17 protein-coding genes are annotated in these 22562 nt (G+C 69.0%); 10 read left to right on the top strand and 7 right to left on the bottom strand.

Annotated elements, in window-relative coordinates:
• The first annotated feature begins 40 nt into the window (after positions 1-40).
• Positions 41-1624, top strand: a complete 1584-nt coding sequence (locus DOM67_RS08905) for a SulP family inorganic anion transporter (RefSeq protein ID WP_110675255.1) — start codon at positions 41-43, stop codon at positions 1622-1624.
• 125 nt (positions 1625-1749) lie between these two features.
• On the opposite strand, the gene DOM67_RS08900 is transcribed toward DOM67_RS08905, so the two are convergent.
• Together DOM67_RS08900 and cra are read right to left on the bottom strand one after the other, a co-directional pair.
• Positions 1750-3687: an alkaline phosphatase D family protein gene (locus tag DOM67_RS08900; protein ID WP_232825187.1), complete on the bottom strand. Its 1938-nt coding sequence runs from the start codon at positions 3685-3687 to the stop codon at positions 1750-1752.
• Between the two features lie 21 nt (positions 3688-3708).
• On the bottom strand, positions 3709-4689 hold the full coding sequence (gene cra, locus DOM67_RS08895) for a catabolite repressor/activator (RefSeq protein WP_110675253.1): 981 nt from the start codon (positions 4687-4689) through the stop codon (positions 3709-3711).
• Positions 4690-5019: 330 nt separating this feature from the next.
• On the opposite strand from cra, the gene ptsP reads away from it, so the two are divergent.
• The 5 genes from ptsP (at position 5020) to DOM67_RS08870 (ending at position 12283) form a co-directional block, all read left to right on the top strand.
• Positions 5020-7908 carry a phosphoenolpyruvate--protein phosphotransferase gene (gene ptsP / locus DOM67_RS08890; protein WP_110675252.1) on the top strand — a complete coding sequence of 963 codons (2889 nt, stop codon included), beginning with the start codon at positions 5020-5022 and terminating at the stop codon, positions 7906-7908.
• Complete coding sequence (pfkB, locus tag DOM67_RS08885; protein ID WP_110675251.1) at positions 7908-8885, top strand: 1-phosphofructokinase; 978 nt, start codon at positions 7908-7910, stop codon at positions 8883-8885. Before ptsP ends, pfkB begins: the two co-directional genes overlap by 1 nt.
• Positions 8882-10696, top strand: a complete 1815-nt coding sequence (locus tag DOM67_RS08880; RefSeq protein ID WP_110675250.1) for a PTS fructose-like transporter subunit IIB — start codon at positions 8882-8884, stop codon at positions 10694-10696. Before pfkB ends, DOM67_RS08880 begins: the two co-directional genes overlap by 4 nt.
• Positions 10697-10899: 203 nt before the next feature.
• Positions 10900-11661 (top strand): class I SAM-dependent methyltransferase, encoded by a 762-nt coding sequence (locus DOM67_RS08875; protein ID WP_110675249.1) that lies wholly within the window; start codon positions 10900-10902, stop codon positions 11659-11661.
• 88 nt (positions 11662-11749) lie between these two features.
• The gene (locus DOM67_RS08870) at positions 11750-12283 is read left to right on the top strand and encodes an O-acetyl-ADP-ribose deacetylase (protein ID WP_110675248.1); all 534 of its coding nucleotides are present in this window, start codon (positions 11750-11752) and stop codon (positions 12281-12283) included.
• Positions 12284-12305: 22 nt separating this feature from the next.
• Here the strand turns inward: DOM67_RS08870 and DOM67_RS08865 are convergent, their stop codons facing one another.
• From DOM67_RS08865 to folB, 4 genes are all read right to left on the bottom strand, one after another.
• Positions 12306-12998, bottom strand: coding sequence for a response regulator (locus DOM67_RS08865; RefSeq protein WP_110675247.1), 693 nt, complete (start codon positions 12996-12998; stop codon positions 12306-12308).
• A complete protein-coding gene (locus DOM67_RS08860) occupies positions 12998-14470 on the bottom strand; it encodes an ATP-binding protein (protein ID WP_110675246.1) in 1473 nt (490 codons plus the stop codon). The genes DOM67_RS08865 and DOM67_RS08860 overlap by 1 nt, the downstream gene beginning before the upstream one ends.
• A 172-nt stretch (positions 14471-14642) precedes the next feature.
• Complete coding sequence (folK, locus tag DOM67_RS08855) at positions 14643-15167, bottom strand: 2-amino-4-hydroxy-6-hydroxymethyldihydropteridine diphosphokinase (RefSeq protein WP_110675245.1); 525 nt, start codon at positions 15165-15167, stop codon at positions 14643-14645.
• Positions 15167-15520, bottom strand: coding sequence for a dihydroneopterin aldolase (gene folB / locus DOM67_RS08850; RefSeq protein WP_110675244.1), 354 nt, complete (start codon positions 15518-15520; stop codon positions 15167-15169). Before folB ends, folK begins: the two co-directional genes overlap by 1 nt.
• Before the next feature lie 186 nt (positions 15521-15706).
• Between folB and DOM67_RS08845 the strand changes: the two genes are divergently transcribed.
• On the top strand, positions 15707-16384 hold the full coding sequence (locus tag DOM67_RS08845; protein ID WP_110675243.1) for a glycerol-3-phosphate acyltransferase: 678 nt from the start codon (positions 15707-15709) through the stop codon (positions 16382-16384).
• Between the two features lie 75 nt (positions 16385-16459).
• On the opposite strand, the gene tsaD is transcribed toward DOM67_RS08845, so the two are convergent.
• Positions 16460-17488, bottom strand: a complete 1029-nt coding sequence (gene tsaD / locus DOM67_RS08840; RefSeq protein WP_110675242.1) for a tRNA (adenosine(37)-N6)-threonylcarbamoyltransferase complex transferase subunit TsaD — start codon at positions 17486-17488, stop codon at positions 16460-16462.
• A gap of 439 nt (positions 17489-17927) precedes the next feature.
• Between tsaD and rpsU the strand changes: the two genes are divergently transcribed.
• The 3 genes from rpsU to rpoD all read left to right on the top strand — a co-directional run bounded on the left by rpsU (position 17928) and on the right by rpoD (position 22503).
• A complete protein-coding gene (gene rpsU / locus DOM67_RS08835; RefSeq protein WP_081919436.1) occupies positions 17928-18143 on the top strand; it encodes a 30S ribosomal protein S21 in 216 nt (71 codons plus the stop codon).
• A 240-nt stretch (positions 18144-18383) separates the two neighbouring features.
• Positions 18384-20321: a DNA primase gene (gene dnaG, locus DOM67_RS08830; RefSeq protein ID WP_110675241.1), complete on the top strand. Its 1938-nt coding sequence runs from the start codon at positions 18384-18386 to the stop codon at positions 20319-20321.
• A 232-nt stretch (positions 20322-20553) separates the two neighbouring features.
• Entirely contained in the window at positions 20554-22503 is a 1950-nt protein-coding gene (gene rpoD, locus DOM67_RS08825; RefSeq protein WP_280951050.1) for an RNA polymerase sigma factor RpoD, read from the top strand.
• The last annotated feature ends 59 nt before the right edge of the window (positions 22504-22562 follow it).

The raw sequence follows: 22562 nt of genomic DNA, 5'->3' as shown, positions 1-22562 counted from the left end.
CTGACGCCGACGACGGACACTCAAGGTCAAGGACAAGACAATGACGACTCAGACTTCTACCGACGCTCACGTGGAGCGTGCCGATACCCTCTCTCTGCGCCACCTGGGGCGCGATCTGCCCGCGGGCATCGTGGTCTTCCTGGTGGCGATCCCGCTGTGCCTGGGGATTGCGCTGGCCTCCGGCGCGCCGCCGCTGGCGGGGCTGGTGGCGGGCATGGTCGGCGGGCTGGTGGTGACACTGTTCAGCGGCTCGGCGCTCTCGGTCAGCGGCCCCGCCGCCGGGCTCACGGTGATCGTGCTCGACGCGATCGACACGCTCGGCAGCTTCTCGGCCTTTCTCACCGCGGTGATCCTGGCCGGGGTGCTGCAGCTGGCGATGGGGATCTTTCGGCTCGGGCGGATCGGCGCCTTCGTGCCGACCGCGGTGATCAAGGGCATGCTGGCGGGGATCGGCTTGATCCTGGTCCTCGGCCAGTTCCCCATGGCGCTGGGCCACCCCCTGGACGACATGCCGGCGATCACCGATCCGGTGGCACTGTTCAGCGACGTCGCGCCACTGGCGGTGGTGATCGCGCTGTTCAGTCTCGCCGTGCTGGTGCTTTGGGAGCAGCCGCTGATCAAGCGCCAGCGTTGGCTGAGCCTGGTGCCCGGGCCGCTGCTGGCGGTGCTCGGTAGTATCCTGATCGAGCGCCTGGTGGGCGGGGCGATGCCGGCGCTGGCGCTGGATGCGGCGCACCACGTGCAGCTCGGTGGGCTCAGTGGCCCCGGGGATCTGCTCGCCGAGATGACCCGCCCGACCCTGGGGGCGCTGGCCAACCCGGCGGTCTACACCGTGGCCATCACCATCGCCATCATCGCCAGCCTGGAAACCCTGCTCAGCCTGGAGGCGGTCGATAAGCTCGATCCGCTCAAGCGCCACTCGCCGCCGCATCGCGAGCTCAAGGCCCAGGGGATCGGCAACATGGTGTGCGGCCTGCTCGGCGCGCTGCCGGTCACCGCGGTGATCGTGCGCAGCTCGGCCAATGCCAATGCCGGCGGGCGCACGCGGATGGCGAGCCTGATCCACGGTGGGCTGCTGCTGGTGAGCGTCGCCTTCCTGGCGGTATGGCTGGAGCTGATCCCGCTGGCGACCCTGGCGGCGATCCTGCTGCACACCGGCTACAAGCTGGCCAAGCCGTCGCTGTTCATGGCCCACTACCGCGAGGGCATGCGCCGCTTCGTGCCGTTCACCGTGACGGTGGTGACGATCCTCGCCACCGATCTGCTGATGGGCGTGCTGGTGGGGCTGGTATGCAGCCTCTACTTCCTGCTGCAGTCCGGCTACCGCTCGGCGATCGCCCACACCCGGCGCGGTGACCATGTGCTGCTCAAGTTCCAGCAGGATGTGTCGTTTCTCAATCGCGAGGAGATGCGCCAGCACCTGGACGCCGTGCCCGACGGCGGCGAGCTGATCGTCGATGCCACCGGTGCCAACTACGTCGACCCGGATATCCGCGAGGATATCGCCCGCTTCATCGACAGCGCGCCGAGCCGCGGCATCGTGGTCGAACTGCGCGACGTCGAGGGCACCAGCGGCACCTATGGCGATCTCGATCGCGACGCCGCGCTGCTGCGCCCGGCCTGAGTGGCGACCGCCACACCGCCACGGTCGCGCCGCGACAGCCATCCTATCCGCACCACCATCGCCGCCGGCTCGCCAGCCGGCGGCGATGACGTTGTGCGCCGGGCGCCCCTGAGGAGGCCGTGGTCTCAGCGAGTGTCGCGCTCGAAAGGGGTATCGACGTCATCGGCGCCCAGTTGCCTGACCTCGCTCGGCGCGCCCTCGGCGTCGAGCCGCACGTAGCCGATACCGGCGCGATTCCACAGCCGCTCCCCGTGGCTGGCGTGTGCCGGGCGGTAGGGTTCGATCAGCATGCGCCGGCGCTTGGTCAGCCAGTTGAGCGGCGACCAGGGCGCGTAGAGCCAGCGGTTGAGACGGTCGAACCCGTCGAGCAGGGTGGCGGGGAAGGTGTTCTTGAGGCCGCTGCTGGTCACCTGCCACATCCGGGGGCTGTGGCGCCGCTGGCGCAGGGTGATGGCGTAGACGAAGGAGTAGTGGACGTCGCCGGAGAGGATCACGTAGCGCTGCGGCGTGCGGCTGTGGCGCAGGATGTTGAGCATGGTGTGGGCGGCGCCCGGGTGCGCCATCCAGTTCTCGGCATCCACCATCAGCGGCTTGCCCAGGGCGGTGAAGAGCCGCTGCACCCCTTCGATCAGCTTGACCCCGAAGATCGGCGCCGGCGAGACGATGATCACCGCCGACTGTTCGAGCAGATCCTGCTGAAACTCGCTCAACGCTTCCCAGTCCATCAGCCCCGAGGGGCGGTGGCGCTTGCGCTCGCTGCGCCAGCGCCGGGTGCGGGTATCCAGCACCACCAGGCGCGGCTGGGTATCCAGGGTGTAGCCCCAGCCGGTGAAGCGCAACAGCTGCGTGATCAGCTCGCCGTGGCGGGCGCAGTCGAGCCGGCCCTCGGCGTCGCGCTGGGCGAGCCAGTCGCGGGTCGCCGCCAGCGGTGCGGCCAGGCCGTCGGGGTCGTTGCCCCAGCCCTGGCACAGCAGGTAGGCGAGCAGTGCGTTGCCGACGATCCGCCGCGAGAAGGGGTGGCCGTAGACGGCGGCTTCCCAGGCCGCGGTCAGGTTCCAGTCGTCGGTGATGTCATGGTCGTCGAAGATCATCAGCGTCGGCAGATGCGCCAGCAGGCGCGCGACCTGCGGCAGCGTGGCGACGAAGTCATCGATGTGGCGCTGTTCGCGGCGGTAGCGCGCCTGCGCCGGGGCGTCGAGGGTGGGCATCTCGCGCGGGATCAGTTGCCAGGGTGTCGGCGACCACACCAGCAGATACATCGCCATCACCTCGGCAAAGGTGATCAGGTGGTTCTCGGCGCTGGCCGTGGTGAAGATCGGCTTGCGCTTGCCGCCGAAGAACTTCTCGCGCAGGGCGGCGTTCGACGTCGCCGCAGGGAGCAGCTCGTCGCGGTGGTAGTAGGTGTCGTCGCGGGCGTAGAGCGCCTCGCCGGTGGCGATTTCGGTACCTTCGAGGCACTCGTCGTAGAGCCCCAGCCGCGCGATCAGCGCATGGATGGCGGCGAGCATGGGGCCGGCGACGTCGTCGGCGTAGATCTGGTCACCGCTCAGGATCAGTGCTGCCGGGCGGGCGGCGGCGTCCTGGTGGCGTTCGCTCAGCCAGCGATCGCCGCGGGCCAGACCATCCGGGCCGGCGTGGTGGGGCTTGCGGCAGGAGCCGTGGAGCAGGGCGTCATGGCGTGTTCGCAGCACCAGGGTGGGCAGCGTCTCGCCGGGGTAGGCGAGCGCCGGGCCCCACTCGCGCAATGAACACCAGGCGCCGTGGCGATCGCGATAGGCCAGGTCGTAGGCGATCCGCGTCTCCTGGGGCAGCGGCCTCTCCAGCACCAGGTCGATCAGGTGACAGTGGGCGTGGTCGCCGACGGCCAGACAGGTGGTGGCCTCCGCGAGGTCGTGCGTGGGCGACGCGCCGTCGACGCTCAGGGTCAGCTGCAGGGCGAGCGGACGTGAAGCCACCAGCCACAGCACCAGGCGCTGGGGTTCGCAGCGTCGCAGCAGCGGGCCGACCAGGATATCGGGCAGGGTCTCTTGCATGAACGCTTCCAGCACGGGGTGGCGGGACATGGCTTGCGCGGATGACCGCGATCAGCGGCGGCGTTTGAGGGTTCGCTCGATCACTTCGAGCCCGGGGCGGTAGTCGCCGCGCACCGCCTGCAGCGCGCGTGCCAGCGCCTGGGCCGCGACGCGGTCGTGGTCCTGCGGCAGCGAGTTGACCCGGCACGGCAGGAAGTCGAGCAGGCGATCGTCGCCGAAGGTCGCCAGGCCCAGGTCTGCGGGCAGTTCGCCGCGCTCGAGCAGGGCATCGAGCAGCCCGTCCAGCAGGGTATAGGAGGCGGTGACGATAGCATCGGGTAGCCCCGATTCGTGCAGCAGCTGGCGCATGGCCGCGGCGCCGCTGGCACGATCGTAGCGCTCGGCGCTGACGCAGCGGTAGTCGCCGGTGAAGTCACTGCAGGCGTCGAGAAAGCCCTGGCGGCGCTCGGTGCTGATCGACAGCTGGGGCACGGCGTCGAACCAGACGATCTCGCGCACCTCGGGGACCAGTACCGAGCGCGTCAACGCCTCGCCGGCGCTGCGGCCGTTGGTCACCACGCTGATGAAGTAGCGCGGATCGAGCGGCCGGTCGACCGCGATCACCGGCAGCCCGGCGGCGAGCAGCTCAGCGTAGAAGTCGTCGTCCGGGGCCAGGCTGCTGGCGACGATCAGGGCGTCACAGCGCTGGGCGCGCAGCGAGCGGGCCAGGGTGCGCTCGCGCTCGGGGTCGTCGTCGGAGCCGACGATCAAGAGCTGGTAGCCCTGGCTGCGCGCACCGTGCTCCAGGCGCTTGGCCAGGCGCGCATAGCTGCCGTTCTCCAGGTCGGGCACGATCAACCCCAGGGTACGGCTATCGCCGCCGCGCAGCGCCGCGGCCTGGGCATCGATACGGTAGTCGTGGTCGCGGGCGACCGTCAGCACCCGCTCCACCGTGGCCTCGCTGATGCGCCGCGCGCGCGCCTGTCCGTTGAGGACATAGCTGGCAGTGGTGCGGGATACGCCTGCCAGGCGGGCGATATCGGCGAGCTTCATCACGGGGTCTCCGGGTCGTGCGAACGCTTGGCACCATAACCCGTCGCGGCGGGGCGGCCCAGCCCCGGACATACGGTCGGTGTCGTGGACGGCGGCGTCCTGCGAAGGTCTAGCTTGTCAAACGCCGGCGTAACGACGAGCATAACGCCATTAGGTGACACGATTCAGCTCATTCTGATCGACGCCGCGGCCGGGCTCGAGATCGCGGCGTCGGCCCCGCGCTTGCCGGCGGTGATCGTCGCGTCCAGAGCGACAGCGGTGACGCCGCCGACCGCGACTGAGTAGAGTGGGCTCTGAGCGTCGCCAACACCGCTTCCGGGAGAGACCGACATGCTGACCCTCACGCCGCAAGATGCGGCCCTCGACTGCCGCGCCGACGGCTGGCAGGACGCCCTCGACCAGGCCGCGGCGTCGCTCCATCAGGCCGGGCTGGTCGAACCCGCCTATCGCGATGCACTGCACGCCCGTGAGGCCCAGGGCTCGACCTATCTGGGCAGCGGCATCGCGATTCCCCACGGCACGCCGGAGAGCCGCAGCCAGATCCACCACACCGGCGTGCGGCTGCTGCAGTTCCCGCAAGGGGTCGAGTGGCACGATGGCAATCGCGTCTATCTGCTGGTGACCATTGCTGCCTCCAGCGACGAGCACCTCGACGTGCTGCGTCAGCTGACCCATGTGCTCGACGCCGAAGGGGTCGCCGAGCGCCTGGCCGCCGCCGACAGTGCCGAGGAGATGATCGCGCTGCTGTCGCGTCCGCGGCCCAAGGCGCGCCTGGATGCCGACACCCTGTGTCTCAACTTCCCCGCCCGCGACCGCTTCGAGCTGGCGCTGGCGGCGGCGGCACGGCTGCGCCAGGCGGAGTGTGTCGATGCCAGCTTCGTCGCGGCGATCAACACCCAGGAGCCGGTCGCCCTGGGGCAGGGCCTGTGGCTGGTCAGCGCCGACCGCGGCGTCAAGCAGCCGGCGCTCTCGCTGGCGACGCCGGAGCGCGCCTTCAGCGGCCCGCGCGGGCCGGTCAACGGCGTGTTCTGCGTGGCGGCCCTCGATGACGCCCACCGTGATCTGCTGGCGCGCCTGGCCGATCTGCTCGACAGCGGGCAGGGCGAGGCGCTGGTGGATGCCGACGCCGACGGGGTGCTGATGCGCCTCTCCGGTGAGTCGAGCAGCGCCCAGACCGCCCGGGTCACCCTGCTCAACGCCCATGGCCTGCACGCGCGGCCGGCCAAGCTGCTGGTGCAGACGGCGCGCGAACAGGCGTTGCCGGTGCGTGTGCGCCTGCTCGAGGGCAGCGCCGAGTCGGTCTCGGCGGCGAGTCTGACCAAGGTGATCGGGCTCGGCGCGCGGCGCGGCCAGACGCTGATCTTCTCCGCCGAAGGCGAGGGCGCCGAGACGGCGTTGGCTGCGATGGTCGCGGCGGTGGAGAGCGGGCTGGGCGAGGCGGTGAGGCCGCTCGCCGAGGCCGCCGCCGCTGGTGCCAGCCGCGCCGCCCGGCGCGAGGTCGAGGCGCCGCTCGAACCGCTCGAGGATGATGGCGTGCTGCCGGCCACCGCCGCCTCGCCGGGCCTGGCGATCGCCCCGGCCTACGTGATGCGCGCGCCGGACTTCGACTACCCCGAGCGCGCCCGCGACCTGGCCGCCGACAAGCAGGGCCCTGCCGAGCGCCAGCGTGAACGCCTGCGGGCAGCGCTCGACGAAGCGCGGCGCCAGCTGCAGGCGCTGATCGGCACCGCCAAGGGCGGTGACGTGGCCGAGATTCTCTCCATGCACGCCGAGATGCTCGACGACCCGGAGCTGCACGAGGCGGCGTTCGAGGGCATGCGTGATGGCCTCAGCGCCGAGGCGGCCTGGTGGCAGGCGATCGATACCGCGGCCCGCGCCCAGGAAGTGCTGGCCGACCGCCTGCTGGCCGAGCGGGCCGCCGACCTGCGCGATGTTGGCCGCCGGGTGCTCGGCGTGCTGTGCGGGGTGGAGCTGCCGACGCCGCCGCAACGCCCCTATATCCTGGTCACCGACGATATCGGCCCCTCCGACGTGGCGCGGCTGGATACCGCCCAGGTGCGCGGGCTGCTCACCGCGCGTGGCGGCGCCACCTCGCACAGCGCCATCCTGGCGCGGGCGCTGGGCATCCCCGCGGTGGTCGGCGCCGGCGAGCGTGCGCTGACCCTGAACAACGACGACGACCTGATCCTCGACGGCGATCTCGGGCGTGTCATCGTGCGTCCCTCCGCCGAGCGCCGCGACCGTGCCGAACTGCGGCTCAAGGAGCTCGAACGCTTGCGCCGTGAGGCCCACGGGGCACGCTTCGAAGAGGGGCGCACCGCCGACGGCAAGCGGATCGAGGTCGCCGCCAACCTGGGCAATACCGCCCACGCCGCCGACGCGGTGGAGCAGGGCGCCGAGGGCGTGGGGCTGCTGCGAACCGAGTTCATCTTCATGGCGCATCCGGAAGCCCCCGATCTGGAGACCCAGATCGGCGAGTACCGGCGCGCCTTCGACGCCCTCGACGGACGCCCGCTGGTGGCGCGTACTCTGGACGTGGGCGGTGACAAGCCGCTGCCCTACTGGCCTGTGCCGGCCGAGGACAATCCCTTCCTCGGCCTGCGCGGGCTGCGCCTGGCGCTGACCCGGCCCGAAGTGCTCGAGACCCAGCTGCGGGCGTTGTTGACCGCCGCTGGCGAACGCCCGCTGCGGATCATGTTCCCGATGGTCAAGGACGTCGACGAGTACCGCCAGGCGCGTGCCATCGTCGACCGCCTGCAGGCGGAGATCGGCGCCGGCGACGTCCAGGTCGGGGTGATGATCGAGATTCCCTCGGCGGCGCTGCTGGCGCCTAGCCTGGCCGCCGAGGTCGACTTCTTCTCCATCGGCACCAATGACCTGATCCAGTACACCCTGGCGATCGACCGCGGCCACGCGACCCTCTCGGCCCAGGCCGACGGCCTGCACCCGGCGGTACTGCGACTGATCCAGATGACGGTGGATGCCGCCCATGCCGAGGGCAAGTGGGTCGGGGTGTGCGGCGAGCTGGGCTCGGATGCCGCCGCGGTGCCGGTACTGGTGGGGCTGGGCGTCGACGAGCTGTCGGTCTCGGTGCGCCAGGTGCCGATGGTCAAGGCGCGCCTGCGCGGCATCACCCAGGAGAGCGCCCAACACCATGCGCGCACCGCCCTGGCCCAGGCTACCAGCCAGGCCGTGCGCGATGCCCTGGAGGCGCTCTGATGGCGAGTGCACACGAGATTCTGGTGGTGACCCTCAATCCGGCACTGGATCTGTCGATCGGGCTGCCGGCGCTGACCCTGGGGGCGGTCAACCGCACCCAGTCGAGCCAACTGGCGGCCGCCGGCAAGGGGCTCAACGTGGCCCGGGTGCTGGCGGCGCTGGGCCATCGGGTGACGCTCTCCGGGCTGCTGGGGGGCGACAACGACGCTCCCTTCGTGGCCGCCTGCGCCCAGGCGGGGATCGAAGATGCCAGCCTGCGCCTGCCGGGCGAGACGCGCATCAACGCCAAGATCGCCGAAGATGACGGCCGCGTGACCGATATCAACGGCCCTGGGCTGCACGTGTCTTCCGAGGCGCTCCAGGCGCTGTACCAGCGTCTCGCGGCACACTGCCGCGAGCGGGCACCAGGAGCGGTGGTTCTCACCGGTAGCCTGCCGCCGGGCGTCACCGCGGCGGATTTAGCCGCGCTGGTGGCCATGCTCAAGGCCACCGGCGTGGCGGTCTGGGTGGATACCAGCGGGCCGGCGCTGGAGGCTGCGCTGGCGGTGCCGCCCAGCGCGGTGAAGCCCAACGAGCATGAGCTGGCAGCCTGGGCCGGCGCCAAGCTCGACACCCGCGAGGCGCAGTGCGAGGCGGCGCGGCGGCTGTATCGGGCAGGCGTCGAGGAGGCGCTGCTGTCGCTCGGCGGCGAGGGCCTGATCTGGGTCAGCCGACGCGGCGAGTGGCTGGCCGAGCCGCCTCGGGTGACCGTGGTCAACACCGTGGGTGCCGGCGACACCCTGGTCGCCGGCATGCTCCACGGCATCCTCGACGGCCAGCCGCCGGCACAGGTGCTGCGCTTCGCCACCGCGCTGGCCGCGGACGCAGTAAGGCATGTCGGTGTGGGTCGGCCCGAGGCCGCAGATTTTTCCGAACTACTTCAAAAAACGCGCGTGCAGCGGCTCGACGAGACGACGCACGCGGGGGAGAGCGCATGAATGTCATTCTGATTACCGCCTGCCCCAGCGGCATGGCGACGACCTTCCTGGGTGCGCGGCGGCTCGAACAGGCCGCCAAGCGGCTGGGCTGGCAGGTGTCGGTGGAGATGCACGGCGAGCTGGAGGCGGTGACCCCGGTCTCCGCCGAGGCCATCGCGGCGGCCGAGCTGGTGGTGGTCGCGGCCGAGAGCGTGCCTCAGCCACAGCGCTTCGACGGCAAGCGGCTGTTCCGCGCGCCGATCCATCAGGCGCTGCCCGATCCGGATGCCTTCCTCGAGCGCGCCGCGCGCGAGGCGGCGACCTTCGAGGCCGCCACCGCTGGTGACAGCGTGGTGGCCGCGACCTCGCCCCAGGCCGCGGCCAGCGCCGGCCAGCGGCGCATCGTCGCGGTGACCGCCTGCCCCACCGGGGTGGCGCACACCTTCATGGCGGCGGAGGCCCTGGCCCAGGCGGGCAAGGCGATGGGGCATGCGATCCATGTCGAGACCCAGGGCTCGGTGGGGGCGCAGAACGCGCTGACCGCCGACGATATCGACGCCGCCGACGTGGTGGTGCTGGCCTGCGATATCGAGGTCGACGACACCCGCTTCGCCGGCAAGCCGATCTACCGCACCTCCACCGGTGCCGCACTCAAGCAGCCCAAGCAGACTCTGGAGACGGCGCTGGCCGAGGCCCAGGTCGAGTCGAGCGGCGCGCCCAAGAGCGGCAGCGCAGGGGCCGGCGGCGGTGCGCGCAAGAGCGCCAAGGAGCGCGGCCTCTACAAGCACCTGCTGACCGGGGTGTCGTTCATGCTGCCGATGGTGGTGGCGGGCGGTTTGTGTATCGCGCTCTCGTTCGTGTTCGGGATCAAGGCCTTCGAGCAGGAGGGCACCCTGGCCGCGGCGCTGATGCAGATCGGCGGCGGCACGGCGTTCAAACTGATGGTGCCGGTGCTGGCCGGCTATATCGCCTACTCGATCGCCGACCGCCCCGGCATCGCCCCGGGCATGATCGGCGGCATGCTGGCCTCGACCCTGGGCGCCGGCTTCATCGGCGGGATTCTCGCCGGTTTCCTGGCCGGTTACTCGGCGTCGGCGGTGACTCGCTACGTCAAGCTGCCGGCGAGCGTCGAGTCGCTCAAGCCGATCTTGATCATCCCGCTGCTGGCGAGCCTGTTCACCGGCCTGGTGATGATCTACGTGGTGGGCACGCCGGTGGCGGCGATCCTCGCCGGGCTGACCCAGTTCCTCAACAACATGGGCTCCACCAATGCGGTGCTGCTGGGGATGCTGCTGGGCGCGATGATGTGCTTCGACATGGGCGGCCCGGTCAACAAGGCGGCCTACACCTTCGGGGTCGGCCTGCTCTCCACCGAGACCTACATGCCGATGGCGGCGATCATGGCCGCCGGCATGGTGCCGCCGATCGCCATGGGCATCGCCACCCTGCTGGCACGGGGCAAGTTCTCGCAGCCGGAACGCGAAGCGGGCAAGGCCTCCTTCGTGCTGGGGCTGTGCTTCATCACCGAGGGGGCGATCCCGTTCGCCGCCAAGGACCCGCTGCGGGTGATTCCGCTGGCGATGATCGGCGGCGCGGTCACTGGTGCGCTGTCGATGTGGTTCGGGATCAAGCTGATGGCGCCCCACGGCGGCCTGTTCGTGCTGCTGATCCCCAACGCGGTCAACATGGCGCTGCTCTATCTGGTCGCCATCGCCGCCGGGTCGCTGGTCACCGGGATCGGCTATGCGCTGCTCAAGCGCGGCGAGAGCGAGCTGCCGGCGGTCGCCGACGAGGGCACTGGCGCCCTCGGCAGCGGCCAGCGCGCCGGCTGAGGCCGAGCGCGGTTCGCGCTATCGACGCCGGCGCCCTGCGCCGGCGTCTTGCGTTTCAGGGGGGGCGCTGTCACTACTGCCATGCGCTACCCTATAGCCTTGCGCTCAGGCGAAGAGGCTATCTGCCATAGGGGCGACATAGCGGTGCGTGGGTGGCTGTATGCCTGACGCCACCCTGCCAATCCCGAACCCGGGCCCATCCGATGAAGCAGAATATCTACGACAATCCCGATTTCTTCAGTGGCTACATGGCGCTTCGCGAGCGCGAAGGCGGTCTCAATGCTGCCCTCGAAGAGCCCGCCGTCCGGCGTCTGCTGCCCACGCTGAACGGCCTGGATGTCCTCGATCTTGGCTGCGGTTTCGGCAAGTTCTCCGGCTACTGCCTGGGACAGGGCGCGCGGCGCTACGTTGGCGTCGATATCTCGGAAAAGATGATCGCCGAGGCGAGACGGCACTATCGGGACGAGCGCATTCGTTTCCAGGTGAGCGCCCTGGAGGACGCCGAGTTCGACGCCGAGGCCTATGATGTGGCGGTAGCTTCGATGTGTCTGCACTACGTCGAAGACCTCGGGCGTGTCATGGATAAAGTCGCCGCCGCCTTGCGGCCCGGCGGGCGTTTCGTACTCTCGGTGGAGCATCCGGTTTGCACCGCGCTGCTCGCTGGCTGGCACGACTCGGCGCAAAGACCACGACTGCACTGGCCGGTAGACGACTATTTCCTCGAGGGACGGCGCGCGACCACCTGGTTCGTCGATGGCGTGATCAAATATCACAGGACGCTAGAGACCTATCTGGGCACGGCGCTGGCGGCCGGACTGTCGATCGCCCGGGTTCTCGAGCCTCAGCCCACGGCGGAGGCCCTCGCGGCGCAGCCACGGCTGGCCGAACATCTCAGGCGTCCGCCGATCCTGGTCATGGCGTTCGACAAGCAGTCGCAGGAGAGCAAACAGCCTCAGGGCCGATAGCCGGCCTGGCGTCGGGCGCTGGTGCCGTGTTGGTCGTGGGGCGAGGTCGGGGCTAGAGTGAGGACGACAGCCTTCAGAGGAGGTCGCGATGCAGATTCACCACCGCCAGGGGCGCCTCTCGGTCGCCGAGGGCGATATCACCCGTTTCGACGGCGATGCCATCGTCAACGCGGCCAACCGCAGCCTGCTGGGGGGCGGTGGCGTCGATGGTGCGATTCACCGTGCGGCCGGGCCGCAGCTGCTCGAGGCGTGTCGAGAGCTGCGACGCACGATCTGGCCGGACGGGTTGCCGGTGGGCCAGGTGGCGCTGACCCCCGGCTTTCGGCTGCCGGCAGAGTACGTCGTCCATACCGTCGGGCCGGTGTATGCCGAGTCCGAGGAGCCGCGCGGGCAGCTCGCCGCCTGCTACCGCAACGCCCTGGCGCTGGCCGCCGATCAGGGCTTCACGCGGCTGGCCTTTCCCGCCATCTCCACCGGGGTCTACGGCTACCCGAGCGCCGAGGCGGCGAGGGTGGTCGCCGACGTGATGCGCGAGCGTCTCCCCCAACTGCCGGCCCTCGAGGTCACCTTGATGTTCTTCTCCGCGGCGGACGCCGAGACCTTCGTGCAGGCGGCCAGTTGAGCGTGTCGTCACCGCGCCGCCCTCACTCCTCCGGCTGGTACTTGTAGCCGACGCCGTAGACCGAGCGGATGATGTCGCGTTCGGGCCAGATGTCGGCGATCTTGCGCCGCAGCTTCTTGACGTGGCTGTCGACGGTGCGCTCGGAGACGATGCGGTGGTCGCGGTACATGTGATCCATCAGCTGATCGCGGGAGAAGATCCGCCCGGGGCTCTGCATCATCACCTTGAGCAGCTGGAATTCGACCGCGGTCAGGCCCAGATCCTGGCCGCCGGCCAGGGCGCGCCAGCCATCCTCGTCGAGCACCAGGCGCTCCTCCTCGGCCAGCTCCGTCTCGGCACCTGCCGCGCCGTGGGTGCGGCGCAGCACCGCCTTGACTCGGGCGACCACCTCGCGCGGGCTGAACGGCTTGCAGATATAGTCGTCCGCGCCCAGCTCCAGCCCCAGCAGGCGGTCGACCTCCTCGACCCGGGCGGTGAGCATGATCACCGGCAGCGACGGGTAGCGCTCGCGAATCTGACGGCACAGGGTGAGGCCGTCGGTGCCCGGCAGCATCAGATCGAGCAGGACCAGCATCGGCGTCTGCTCGGCGAGCCACTCCATCACCGCGTTGCCGTGGTCGATATGATCCGAGGCGTAGCCGCTCTTGGAGAGGTAGTCGGCGATCAGCCGCGCGATCTTGGGTTCGTCCTCGACGATCAGAATGGTGTCGTTCATCAAGCCGGCTCCTTGTCGGATGGCGTCGTTGCCATCTCCAGCGGAAAGGATAGGGTCCAGCGCAGCCCGCCGAGGGGCGAGCGCGAGGGTACCAGGGTGCCGCCCTGGGCCTCGATCAGGGCGCTGGCGATCGACAGTCCCAGGCCGCTGCCACCGCTGCGGCGGTTGCGCGACCCCTCCACCCGGTAGAGACGCTCGGTGAGCCGCGGCAGGTCGCTCTCGGCCACGCCGGGGGCGGTGTCCTCCCAGATCACTTCGGCGTGGCGGGCCCGGCACCTCAGGCTGACCCGCAGCGAGCCGGGGCTGTCGGTGTAGGCGATGGTGTTGGAGAGCAGGTTGTCCCACAGCTGGCGCAGGCGCTGGCTATCGGCGCGCACCAGGGCAGGCTCGGTCTCCAGGGTCAGCGTCAGGCCGCGACTCTCCAGGCGCAGGCGGCTGTCGTCGAGACGCTGAACCAGTGAATCCTCGAGGTCCAGCGGGATCAGATGCATGTCGAGCGCCCCGGCATCGCTCTGGGCCAGCAGGCGCAGGTCCTCGACCAGATGGCCGAGCTGGTCCACCTCCTGCTGCAGCGAGCCCAGGTTGTCCACGCTCAGCTCGCGCACGCCGTCCTGCATCGCTTCGATCTCGCCGCGCAGCACCGCCAGCGGAGTGCGCAGCTCATGCGCGATATCGGCCACCCAGCGCTGGCGCGCGCGGCGGTTGGCCTCCAGCGTTTCGGCCAGCTGGTTGAAGTCGGCGGAGAGGCTGGAGAGCTCGTCGCGGCCGCGCTCGGAGAGGCGCACGCTGTAGTCGCCCAGGGTCAGCCGGCGGGTAGCCAGGGTCATGTGGCGGGCGCGGCGCCCCAGCCACCAGGCCAGCCCGCTGGCGAGCAGCAGCGAGGCCAGGAACAGCGAGCCGACGATGATCATCAGGTTGCGCTGCTGGCGGTCGAGAAAGATCTGGTCCATGCGCGCCATCAGCCGCTCCGGCGGCAGGTAGCCGAGCTGGCCGACGGTCTTGTCGCCGCTGCGGATGGGCACGAAGTGCGGCTCCGGCGGCGGCGGCAGGTTGGGATCGCGCTGCGGCGGCGGGTCGAGCAGCGGCTCGCCGATCACCGGATTGCTCAGCTCGTCGAGCAGCACATAGCCGCGGGCATCGCTCAGCTCGCGATCGATGCCGCTGGGCGGGCGGCGCTCGCTCGACCACAGCTGGCTGCGCACCAGGCTCTGCCAGGCGCGCGGATTGTCGCGCAGCCAGCGCCAGCTGCCGCGGCTCGCCCACTGCTCACCGAGGGCGTTGGCCAGGGTCTCCGCGCGGGAGGCCTGGCTGCGCTCGAGATAGCTGACGAAGCCCTGGTCGAGGCTGCGCGAGACGAACACGAAGACGAGGCCGCTGATCAGCACGTTGGTCAACAGGATGATGACGAAGAGCTTGAGGCTGAGTCGTGACAGGCGCGGCCAGTCGCGCGGGCTTTTGAGGGTTAGCGCCATGGGGTCGGTTTTTTTCACGAACCGGGGAGACCTCGTCAGTATGCCGCTGCGCGATGCAGCGATGATCCAGCCAATGGGTAAAGATCGTGGAGATCACCGTCGCCGGCGGGTGTGGCGATCGGGACGATTGTGACGTGTCCGGCGCTGGCGTGCATCTGGGCGGACGCCAGCGTCAGTCAGGCGCCGATATCTCGCGGCCGTGCCAGGTGAAGGCGACCGCCCAGTGCGGCTGCGTGCTGGCATCGAAGCGCGCCCACAGCTCGGCGAAGGTGAGGCCCAGGGTGGGATGGCGCTGCTCGGGCAGCAGCTCTGCCAGCGGATGCAGCACGAAGGCGTAGCGCGCGACATCCGCCCGCGGCAGGGCAGTGTCGCCGTAGCGCCCGCACGCCTCGCCCCACAGCAGCAGGTCGATGTCTAGGGTGCGCGCGATCTGCTTGGTGGGCCCGGCGGGGCGGCCGTGGTCCTGTTCGATCGTCTTGCAGCGGGCGTTGAGCGCATCGGGCGCGAGCGGGGTGTCGAACGCCACCACCAGATTGTAGAAGTCGCGCGGGTCGCTGAAGCCCACCGGCGGGCTCTCGAACACCCGCGAGACGCGCAGTGTCGCCGGATCTGCGAGTGCTGCCAAGGCGTCCAGGGCGCCGACCAGATGGCGCTGACGCTCGATGCTGCTGCCGAGTCCGAGTACCGCCAGCGGCATCAGCCGGCCTCGCGCTCGATGCGCACGCCCACCGCGCGGGCGCTGGCGACGGCGCCGGGCTTGCGCACGGTCAGGCGCAGGCGGCGCACGCCGAATTCGGCGATCACCAGTTGGGCCACGCGCTCGGCAAAGGTCTCGACCAGGCCATGGGCGTTGTCGGCGGCATAAGTGGTTAGACGCTCGCAGATGGCGGCGTAGTCGAGGGTGTGGGTGAGATCGTCGTCGCGTGCCGCGGCACGGATGTCGGTGGTGAGTTCGAGGTCGAGCTCCAGCCGCTGCTGCACGTGGCGCTCCCACTCGTAGACGCCGATGACGGTCTCGACGCGCAGCCCTTCGATCAGTACTTCATCCATCCTGGTTCGGTCCACATCCGGTTGATTCGGTCCACGCGCCGCCGGTGGGGACACATCGGCGGCCTCTACGACGAGCCGGGATGCCACGTGATGGGCTCGCGAGCGTCGATTGTACGTCATGAGAGTGGCAGAATCAGGGCTCGCGTCGTCCGCGACCCAAGCCGATCGTCCACTGCCGGAGGGCGGATGCCGTCATCCACGCTCATCACCATCGCGCTGGCCTCAGCCGGCTATCTCAGCGGCTCGCTGCTGGGGGCGATCTGGGTCTGCCGGCTGTGGGGCCTGGGCGACCCGCGCCGGGCCGGCTCCGGCAACCCCGGCTTCTCCAACGTGCTGCGCGCGTTCGGCTGGCGCCCGGCGCTGGCGACACTGGTGATCGACGCAGGCAAGGGCATGCCGGTGCTGTGGCTGGCTGGCAGCGCGTCGCTGTCGGTGTGGGCGCAAGGGCTGGTGGGGCTGGGCGTGCTGCTCGGTCACAGCTGCCCGGTCTGGCATCGCGGCCACGGCGGCAAGGCGGTGGCCAGCGCCTTCGGCGTGCTGCTGATGCTGGCGACCCCGGTGGCGCTGATCTGCGCTGGCTGCTGGTTCCTGCTTGCCTGGCGGGTGCGTACCGCGGCGGTAGCCTCGCTGGCCACGGCGCTGATCGCACCACTGCTGAGCTACTGGCTGGTACCGCCGATGAGCGGGGTGATCTGCGTCTTCTCGACCCTGGTGCTCATCCGCCACGCCTTCAATATCCGTACCTGGCGCGAGCGCCGTCGCGAGACCGTCGCGCCGGCGCTGGCCGACCCGCTCGACGAGGAGGACGCGCTCGAGGATCGGCGTGACGCCCGCCCGGGCCGCCAGCGGGCCGGCGGCGACTAGGTTCTGTACGAAAAGTCAGCGAGTGCAGGTAGTTTTCGTACAAAACCTAGCCAGGCCCTGCGGCGACGCGGGGAATCAGGGCTGCGGCGGGGTGAGTTCGGCCAGTGGCCAGCGCGGCCGCGGCTGGGGGGTATCGCTGCGCTGCCCGGCGAGCAGGCGCTGGGCGCCGGCGTAGGCGATCATCGCGCCGTTGTCGGTGCAGAAGCGCCCACGCGGGTAATAGGCGCGGGCGCCGCGCTTGGCCAGCGCCGCATCCAGGGTCGCGCGCAGCCGGCGGTTGGCACTGACCCCACCGGCCACCACCAGGCGCTGGCGTCCGCTCGCCTCGAGCGCGCGGCGGCACTTGATCACCAGGGTATCGACCACCGCATCCTCGAAGGCGCGGGCGACATCGGTACGTGCCTGGGCGTCCAGCGCCGCTTGCTGCTCCAGGGTGCGCAGCGCGGTCAGGGTGTGGGTCTTGAGACCGGAGAAGCTGAAATCGAGACCCGGGCGGTCGGTCATCGGGCGCGGGAAGCGGAAACGGCTGCTGTCGCCCTGTTCGGCCAGGGCCGCCACCTGGGGGCCGCCGGGGTAGGGCAGCTCGAGCATCTTGGCGACCTTGTCGAAGGCTTCGCCGGCGGCGTCGTCGAACGACTCGCCGAGCAGGCGGTAGTCGCCTAGCCCGCGCACATCGACCAGCTGGGTATGGCCGCCGGAGACCAGCAGCGCCACGAACGGAAAGTCCGGCGCCTCCGGCTCCAGCATCGGCGCCAGCAGGTGCCCCTCCATATGGTGCACGCCGAGGATCGGCACCGCGAGCGCCCGGGCCATGCCGTGGGCGGTGCAGGCGCCGACCATCAGCGCACCGACCAGCCCCGGGCCGGCGGTATAGGCGATGGCGTCGATGTCGCCCTTGATCAGGCCGGCATCCGCCAGCACCTGATCGATCAGCGGCAACAGCTTGCGGGTGTGGTCGCGGGAGGCGAGCTCCGGCACCACGCCGCCGAACTCCGCGTGCAGCGCGATCTGGCTGTAGAGTGCATCCGCCAGCAGACCCTGCTCGCTGTCGTAGAGGGCCACGCCGGTTTCGTCACAGGAGGTTTCGATGCCCAGCACGCGCATGGTCGAGGGTTCCGTCGCTAATCAAAAGGGGGGATGCCAAGGCGCGCTATTCTACGCGCTGGCGGTGGGCTTTGCATGGTCCCGCGAGCGTGTCAGCGCAGCCACACGGGTATCCGCACGTGGCCGGGCGTGGAGCCACAGGCGTAGAGAGAGGTGGGGCGGCAGCCACTCGAACCGCCCGGCGTCGGTCTGGAAAAGTCATTTGCAAAGCGTGAAGACGGACACTAGAATACGCTGCTCTGCAGGACTGGGTCGTGCGCTCTAACGCCCCTTGAGCGGTCTCCAAACGGGTTTTCCGGTGGGAGACTCCGCAAGAGGCGGATCCGGGATTGCGACGCGGCACACCCTCAGGGTGAGCCGTAGCGCCGTCTGAATCCCCTCGGATCATCATGGGCGTGCGTTCAAACCGAACTCAATTCCCAAGGTAGGTGAGTGCTTAATGCCTTCTGTCAAAGTACGTGATAACGAGCCGTTCGACGTCGCGCTGCGTCGCTTCAAACGTTCCTGCGAAAAAGCAGGGATCCTGTCTGAAGTCCGCCGTCGCGAAACTTACGAAAAGCCCACTTCCGTGCGCAAGCGTAAAGCTGCCGCGGCCGTGAAGCGTCACGCCAAGAAGCTCCAGCGTGAGCGTAAGCGCTTCGAACGCTTGTATTGATCCGTACTGGGGGTGATGCAAGTCACTCCAGAGGGATAGCCCAAACGGCCGCCGTCTCGGTGGCCGTTTGTTTTTGTTCCTCGCCCCCGGAGGGTGTTTACCCAGCCGGCGGGCCCGGCCGCGAGATGCGGCTCGTGTGCCGTCACTGGGTAAGCCCTCTCTCCTCGACTGTCCCATTCTCGAGACAGTGGCCGTCGGCGCCAGACGCCTGCGGCCGGCGCAACGAGAGCGTTTGACGCCATGGCCGGACAGATTTCACAGCGCTTCATCGATGACCTGTTGGCGCGGACCGATATCGTCGACGTCGTTTCCGAGCGCGTGCAGCTCAAGAAGAGCGGGCGCAACCACAGCGGTCTCTGCCCTTTCCATCAGGAGAACTCGCCCTCCTTCACGGTCAGCCATGACAAGCAGTTCTATCACTGCTTCGGCTGCGGGGCGCACGGTAACGCCCTGCGTTTTCTGATGGAGTTCGACAACCTGCGCTTCCCCGAGGCGGTGGAGCAGCTGGCCGGCCGTGCCGGCATGCAGGTGGAGCGCGAGGGCGGCGAGGACCCGGGGGCGGCCAAGCGGCAGCAGAAGCGTGAAGAGGGTGTCAATCTGCTCGAGCTCGCTTCACGCTTCTTCCGCGAGCGGCTGGCGCTGGGTCAGGGCAAGACGGCGCGCGCCTATCTCGAGCGGCGCGGCCTGAGCCAGGAGGTGATCCGCGACTTCGGCATCGGCTACGCCGAGGACGAGTGGGAGGCGCTCAAGCGCTACCTGAGCGCCCAGGGCATCAGCGAGGCGGTGCAGGTCGAGTACGGGCTGCTGGTCCATCGCGAGGAGACCGGGCGCACCTATGACCGCTTCCGTGATCGGGTGATGTTCCCGATCCGCGACTGGAAGGGGCGCACCATCGCCTTCGGCGGGCGTGTTCTGGGCGACGCCAAGCCCAAGTATCTCAACTCGCCGGAGACGCCGGTCTTCCACAAGGGGCGCGAGCTCTACGGGCTCTTCGAAGCGCGCCAGGCCAATCGCCAGCTCTCCCGAGTGCTGGTGGTCGAAGGCTACATGGACGTGGTGGCGCTGGCCCAGTTCGGCATTCGCAACGCCTGCGCCACCCTGGGCACCGCGCTCACCGCGGATCACCTGCAACGGCTGTTCCGGCTGGTCGATGAGGTGGTGTTCTGCTTCGACGGTGACAATGCCGGGCGTCAGGCGGCGCGGCGCTCGTTGACCACGGCCTTGCCGTCGATGATCGACGGCCGCCAGGTACGCTTTCTGTTCCTGCCCGAGGGCGAGGACCCGGATACCCTGGTACGCCAGGAGGGGCGCGAGGCATTCGAGAATCGAGTCACCTGCGCCAGTCCGCTGTCCGAGTTTTTGTTCGAGCAGGCCGCTGAAGGGCACGATCTCAAGCAGGTCGAGGGGCGCGAGCGTTTCGTCACCGCCGTGCTGGAGGCGCTGAAGCGGCTGCCAGAAGGGGTGTTGAAGTCGCTGCTGCTCAAGGAACTCTCGTCGCGTAGCGGCATCGAAACCTCGCAGTTCAGTGACTGGTTCGCGACCCATGCCCCGCCCGCGCCGCGGCCGACGGCACCGGCCGGTGACGACGGCTTCGAGGCGATGATGGCGATCTCCGGCGAGGCCGAGTCGGAACCGGCGCCGATGGCCGAGTATGGCGATGGGGCCGGATATGGAGAAAGCCGTGGCGGCACGCACGCGCCCCGACGCGGGCTGACGGCGGCGCGTGGCGGAACTGCTACGCTTTCCTTGAGCTGGCCGGCGCGTATCGTGCAGTTGCTGCTGCACGAGCCGGGGCTGGCCGAGACGCTGCCGGAGAGCCTCGACTGGTGCCCCGAGGCGCAGCCCGACGGGCGCCTGTGTCGCGAGGTGGTCAAGCTGCTGCGGGCCGGGCGCTACCGCAGCCCGCAGGTGCTGCTGGCCCACTTCCACGGCACGCCCGAGGGCGAGCGACTGGATCAACTGGCGCGGCGCGAGATGGCGATTCCGCGCGAGGTCAGGGCCAGCGAGTTGGCCAACTGGGTGCGCCATCTCGAGCGCCAGAGCGAGCGCCTGACGCCGGCCCAGGAGTATCAGCAGCTACTGGCGAAGAGTCGCCAGCCCGGCGCGCTGAGTGCCGAGGAGAAGCAGCGCCTGCGCGAGCTGATCGGCATGCTCGCCACCGGCGGCGGATCGGCATGAGACGGGTGACGTCGCGATGGCTATATATTGAGATAGACAGGTCGATATTGAAGGCAGGCCGCGCATTCGGCAGGCCGAATGGCAACAAAAAGCACACAGAGTACGACAGGGAAGCGTGAAGAACCGCGGCAGGAGCGTCGAAGCGGTTGAAATGGTGGCGAAAGCCTCCAAATAGGGTAACCAAACACACTAGCACACCTGGCAGACAAGGCAAACAGATACTGGCAGCAAAATGCCGGTACGCGCTATACTAGCAGGCTTTTGGGGCGTCGCGCTGTCACCCCAGGTGCTTCATTCTTCTTCGTCGAGTAGGGTTTCTATGGCTGGACACGCACAGCAGTCACGTTTGAAGGAGCTGATCGCACGCGGCAAGGAGCAGGGCTTCCTGACCTATGCCGAGGTCAACGATCACCTCCCCGAAGATATCGCCGATCCCGATCAGGTGGAAGACATCATCTCCATGATCAATGACATGGGGATCAACGTCGTCGAGGAAGCGCCTGACGAAGATACCCTCATGATGTCCGACAACTCCACCGACGAGTCGGCGGCGGAGGAAGCGGTCGCGGCCCTGGCCGCGGTGGAGAGCGATGTCGGACGGACCACCGACCCGGTGCGCATGTACATGCGCGAGATGGGGACGGTGGAACTGCTGACGCGGGAAGGCGAGATCGAGATCGCCAAGCGCATCGAGGAGGGCCTGCGCGAAGTGATGTCGTCGCTGGCCTATCTGCCGGGCGCGGTCGACTCCATCCTTGCCGCCTACGATCAGACCCAGGACGAGGAGGCCCCGGGCCGCCTCTCCGATCTCTTCTCCGGCTTCATCGACCCCGATGAGGGAATCCCCGGCGTCGCCGAGGTCGAGTTGCCGGAAGTGGAAGAGAGCAGCCTCGCCGCGGGTGACGACGACGACGAGGATGAAGAAGACAAAGAAGACGAAGAAGACAGCGACGACAACTCCAGCGAAGGCGGCCCCGATCCCGAAGAGGCCCGCGTACGCTTCGAGCAGATCCGCCAGCAGAACGAATCGGCCAAGGCGGCCGTGGCCAAGCACGGCTTCGACGCCGACGCGGCCCGGGCAGAGCTTGCACGTCTGGCCGAGCTGTTCTCGCCGATCAAGCTTTCGCCCAAGCATTTCGAGCGCCTGGTGGGTCAGGTGCGCATCAGCGTCGAGCAGGTGCGCGAGCAGGAAAAGGCGATCATGCAGGTGTTCGTCAAGCAGGGTAAGGTGCCGCGCAAGACCTTCATCAGCGCCTTCCTCGGGCATGAAGCCCATGACGCCTGGTTCGACGACTTCGTGGCCAAGCACGCCAAGTATGCCGATCGGCTCCGTCCGTTCCGTGGCGACGTCCAGCGTGCCCAGCGCAAGATCGGCTTCGAGGAGGAGATGGTCCAGCTCCAGGTGAGCCAGCTCAAGGAGGTCAACCGTCGCCTCTCGATCGGCGAAGCCAAGGCGCGCCGGGCCAAGAAGGAGATGGTCGAGGCCAACCTGCGTCTGGTCATCTCGATCGCCAAGAAGTACACCAACCGCGGGCTGCAGTTCCTGGATCTGATCCAGGAGGGCAACATCGGCCTGATGAAGGCGGTGGACAAGTTCGAATATCGCCGCGGCTACAAGTTCTCGACCTATGCCACCTGGTGGATTCGCCAGGCGATCACCCGCTCGATCGCCGACCAGGCGCGGACCATCCGTATTCCGGTGCACATGATCGAGACGATCAACAAGCTCAACCGGGTCTCGCGCCAGATGCTGCAGGAGATGGGCCGCGAGCCGACCCCGGAAGAGCTCGGCGAGCGCCTGGAAATGCCGGAAGACAAGGTGCGCAAGGTGCTCAAGATCGCCAAGGAGCCGATCTCCATGGAGACGCCGATCGGCGACGACGAGGACTCGCACCTGGGTGACTTCATCGAGGACAGCACCATGGTGCTGCCGATCGATTCCGCCACCGGCGAGGGCCTGATCGAAGCCACCCGCAACGTGCTCGGCGGCCTGACCGCGCGCGAAGCCAAGGTGCTGCGCATGCGTTTCGGCATCGACATGAACACCGACCATACCCTGGAAGAGGTCGGCAAGCAGTTCGACGTCACCCGTGAGCGTATCCGCCAGATCGAAGCCAAGGCGCTGCGCAAGCTGCGTCATCCGTCGCGCTCCGAGCCGCTGCGCTCGTTCCTCGACGAGTAATTCCCGGGCTGCGTGCCCCCTCGACGACCCCGGCAGCCCAGCGCTGCCGGGGTTTTTTT

This window comes from Salinicola sp. RZ23 (genome assembly GCF_003206675.1).
GTDB lineage: Bacteria > Pseudomonadota > Gammaproteobacteria > Pseudomonadales > Halomonadaceae > Salinicola > Salinicola endophyticus.
This window is presented reverse-complemented; position numbering and strand designations above follow the sequence as displayed.

Excerpts from the sequence above, each read along its gene's own strand:
- DOM67_RS08905 (WP_110675255.1), top strand. The coding sequence starts at position 41 with ATGACGACTCAGACTTCTACCGACGCTCACGTGGAGCGTGCCGATACC.
- DOM67_RS08900 (WP_232825187.1), bottom strand. The coding sequence starts at position 3,687 with ATGTCCCGCCACCCCGTGCTGGAAGCGTTCATGCAAGAGACCCTGCCC.
- cra (WP_110675253.1), bottom strand. The coding sequence starts at position 4,689 with ATGAAGCTCGCCGATATCGCCCGCCTGGCAGGCGTATCCCGCACCACT.
- ptsP (WP_110675252.1), top strand. The coding sequence starts at position 5,020 with ATGCTGACCCTCACGCCGCAAGATGCGGCCCTCGACTGCCGCGCCGAC.
- pfkB (WP_110675251.1), top strand. The coding sequence starts at position 7,908 with ATGGCGAGTGCACACGAGATTCTGGTGGTGACCCTCAATCCGGCACTG.
- DOM67_RS08880 (WP_110675250.1), top strand. The coding sequence starts at position 8,882 with ATGAATGTCATTCTGATTACCGCCTGCCCCAGCGGCATGGCGACGACC.
- DOM67_RS08875 (WP_110675249.1), top strand. The coding sequence starts at position 10,900 with ATGAAGCAGAATATCTACGACAATCCCGATTTCTTCAGTGGCTACATG.
- DOM67_RS08870 (WP_110675248.1), top strand. The coding sequence starts at position 11,750 with ATGCAGATTCACCACCGCCAGGGGCGCCTCTCGGTCGCCGAGGGCGAT.
- DOM67_RS08865 (WP_110675247.1), bottom strand. The coding sequence starts at position 12,998 with ATGAACGACACCATTCTGATCGTCGAGGACGAACCCAAGATCGCGCGG.
- DOM67_RS08860 (WP_110675246.1), bottom strand. The coding sequence starts at position 14,470 with ATGGCGCTAACCCTCAAAAGCCCGCGCGACTGGCCGCGCCTGTCACGA.
- folK (WP_110675245.1), bottom strand. The coding sequence starts at position 15,167 with ATGCCGCTGGCGGTACTCGGACTCGGCAGCAGCATCGAGCGTCAGCGC.
- folB (WP_110675244.1), bottom strand. The coding sequence starts at position 15,520 with ATGGATGAAGTACTGATCGAAGGGCTGCGCGTCGAGACCGTCATCGGC.
- DOM67_RS08845 (WP_110675243.1), top strand. The coding sequence starts at position 15,707 with ATGCCGTCATCCACGCTCATCACCATCGCGCTGGCCTCAGCCGGCTAT.
- tsaD (WP_110675242.1), bottom strand. The coding sequence starts at position 17,488 with ATGCGCGTGCTGGGCATCGAAACCTCCTGTGACGAAACCGGCGTGGCC.
- rpsU (WP_081919436.1), top strand. The coding sequence starts at position 17,928 with ATGCCTTCTGTCAAAGTACGTGATAACGAGCCGTTCGACGTCGCGCTG.
- dnaG (WP_110675241.1), top strand. The coding sequence starts at position 18,384 with ATGGCCGGACAGATTTCACAGCGCTTCATCGATGACCTGTTGGCGCGG.
- rpoD (WP_280951050.1), top strand. The coding sequence starts at position 20,554 with ATGCCGGTACGCGCTATACTAGCAGGCTTTTGGGGCGTCGCGCTGTCA.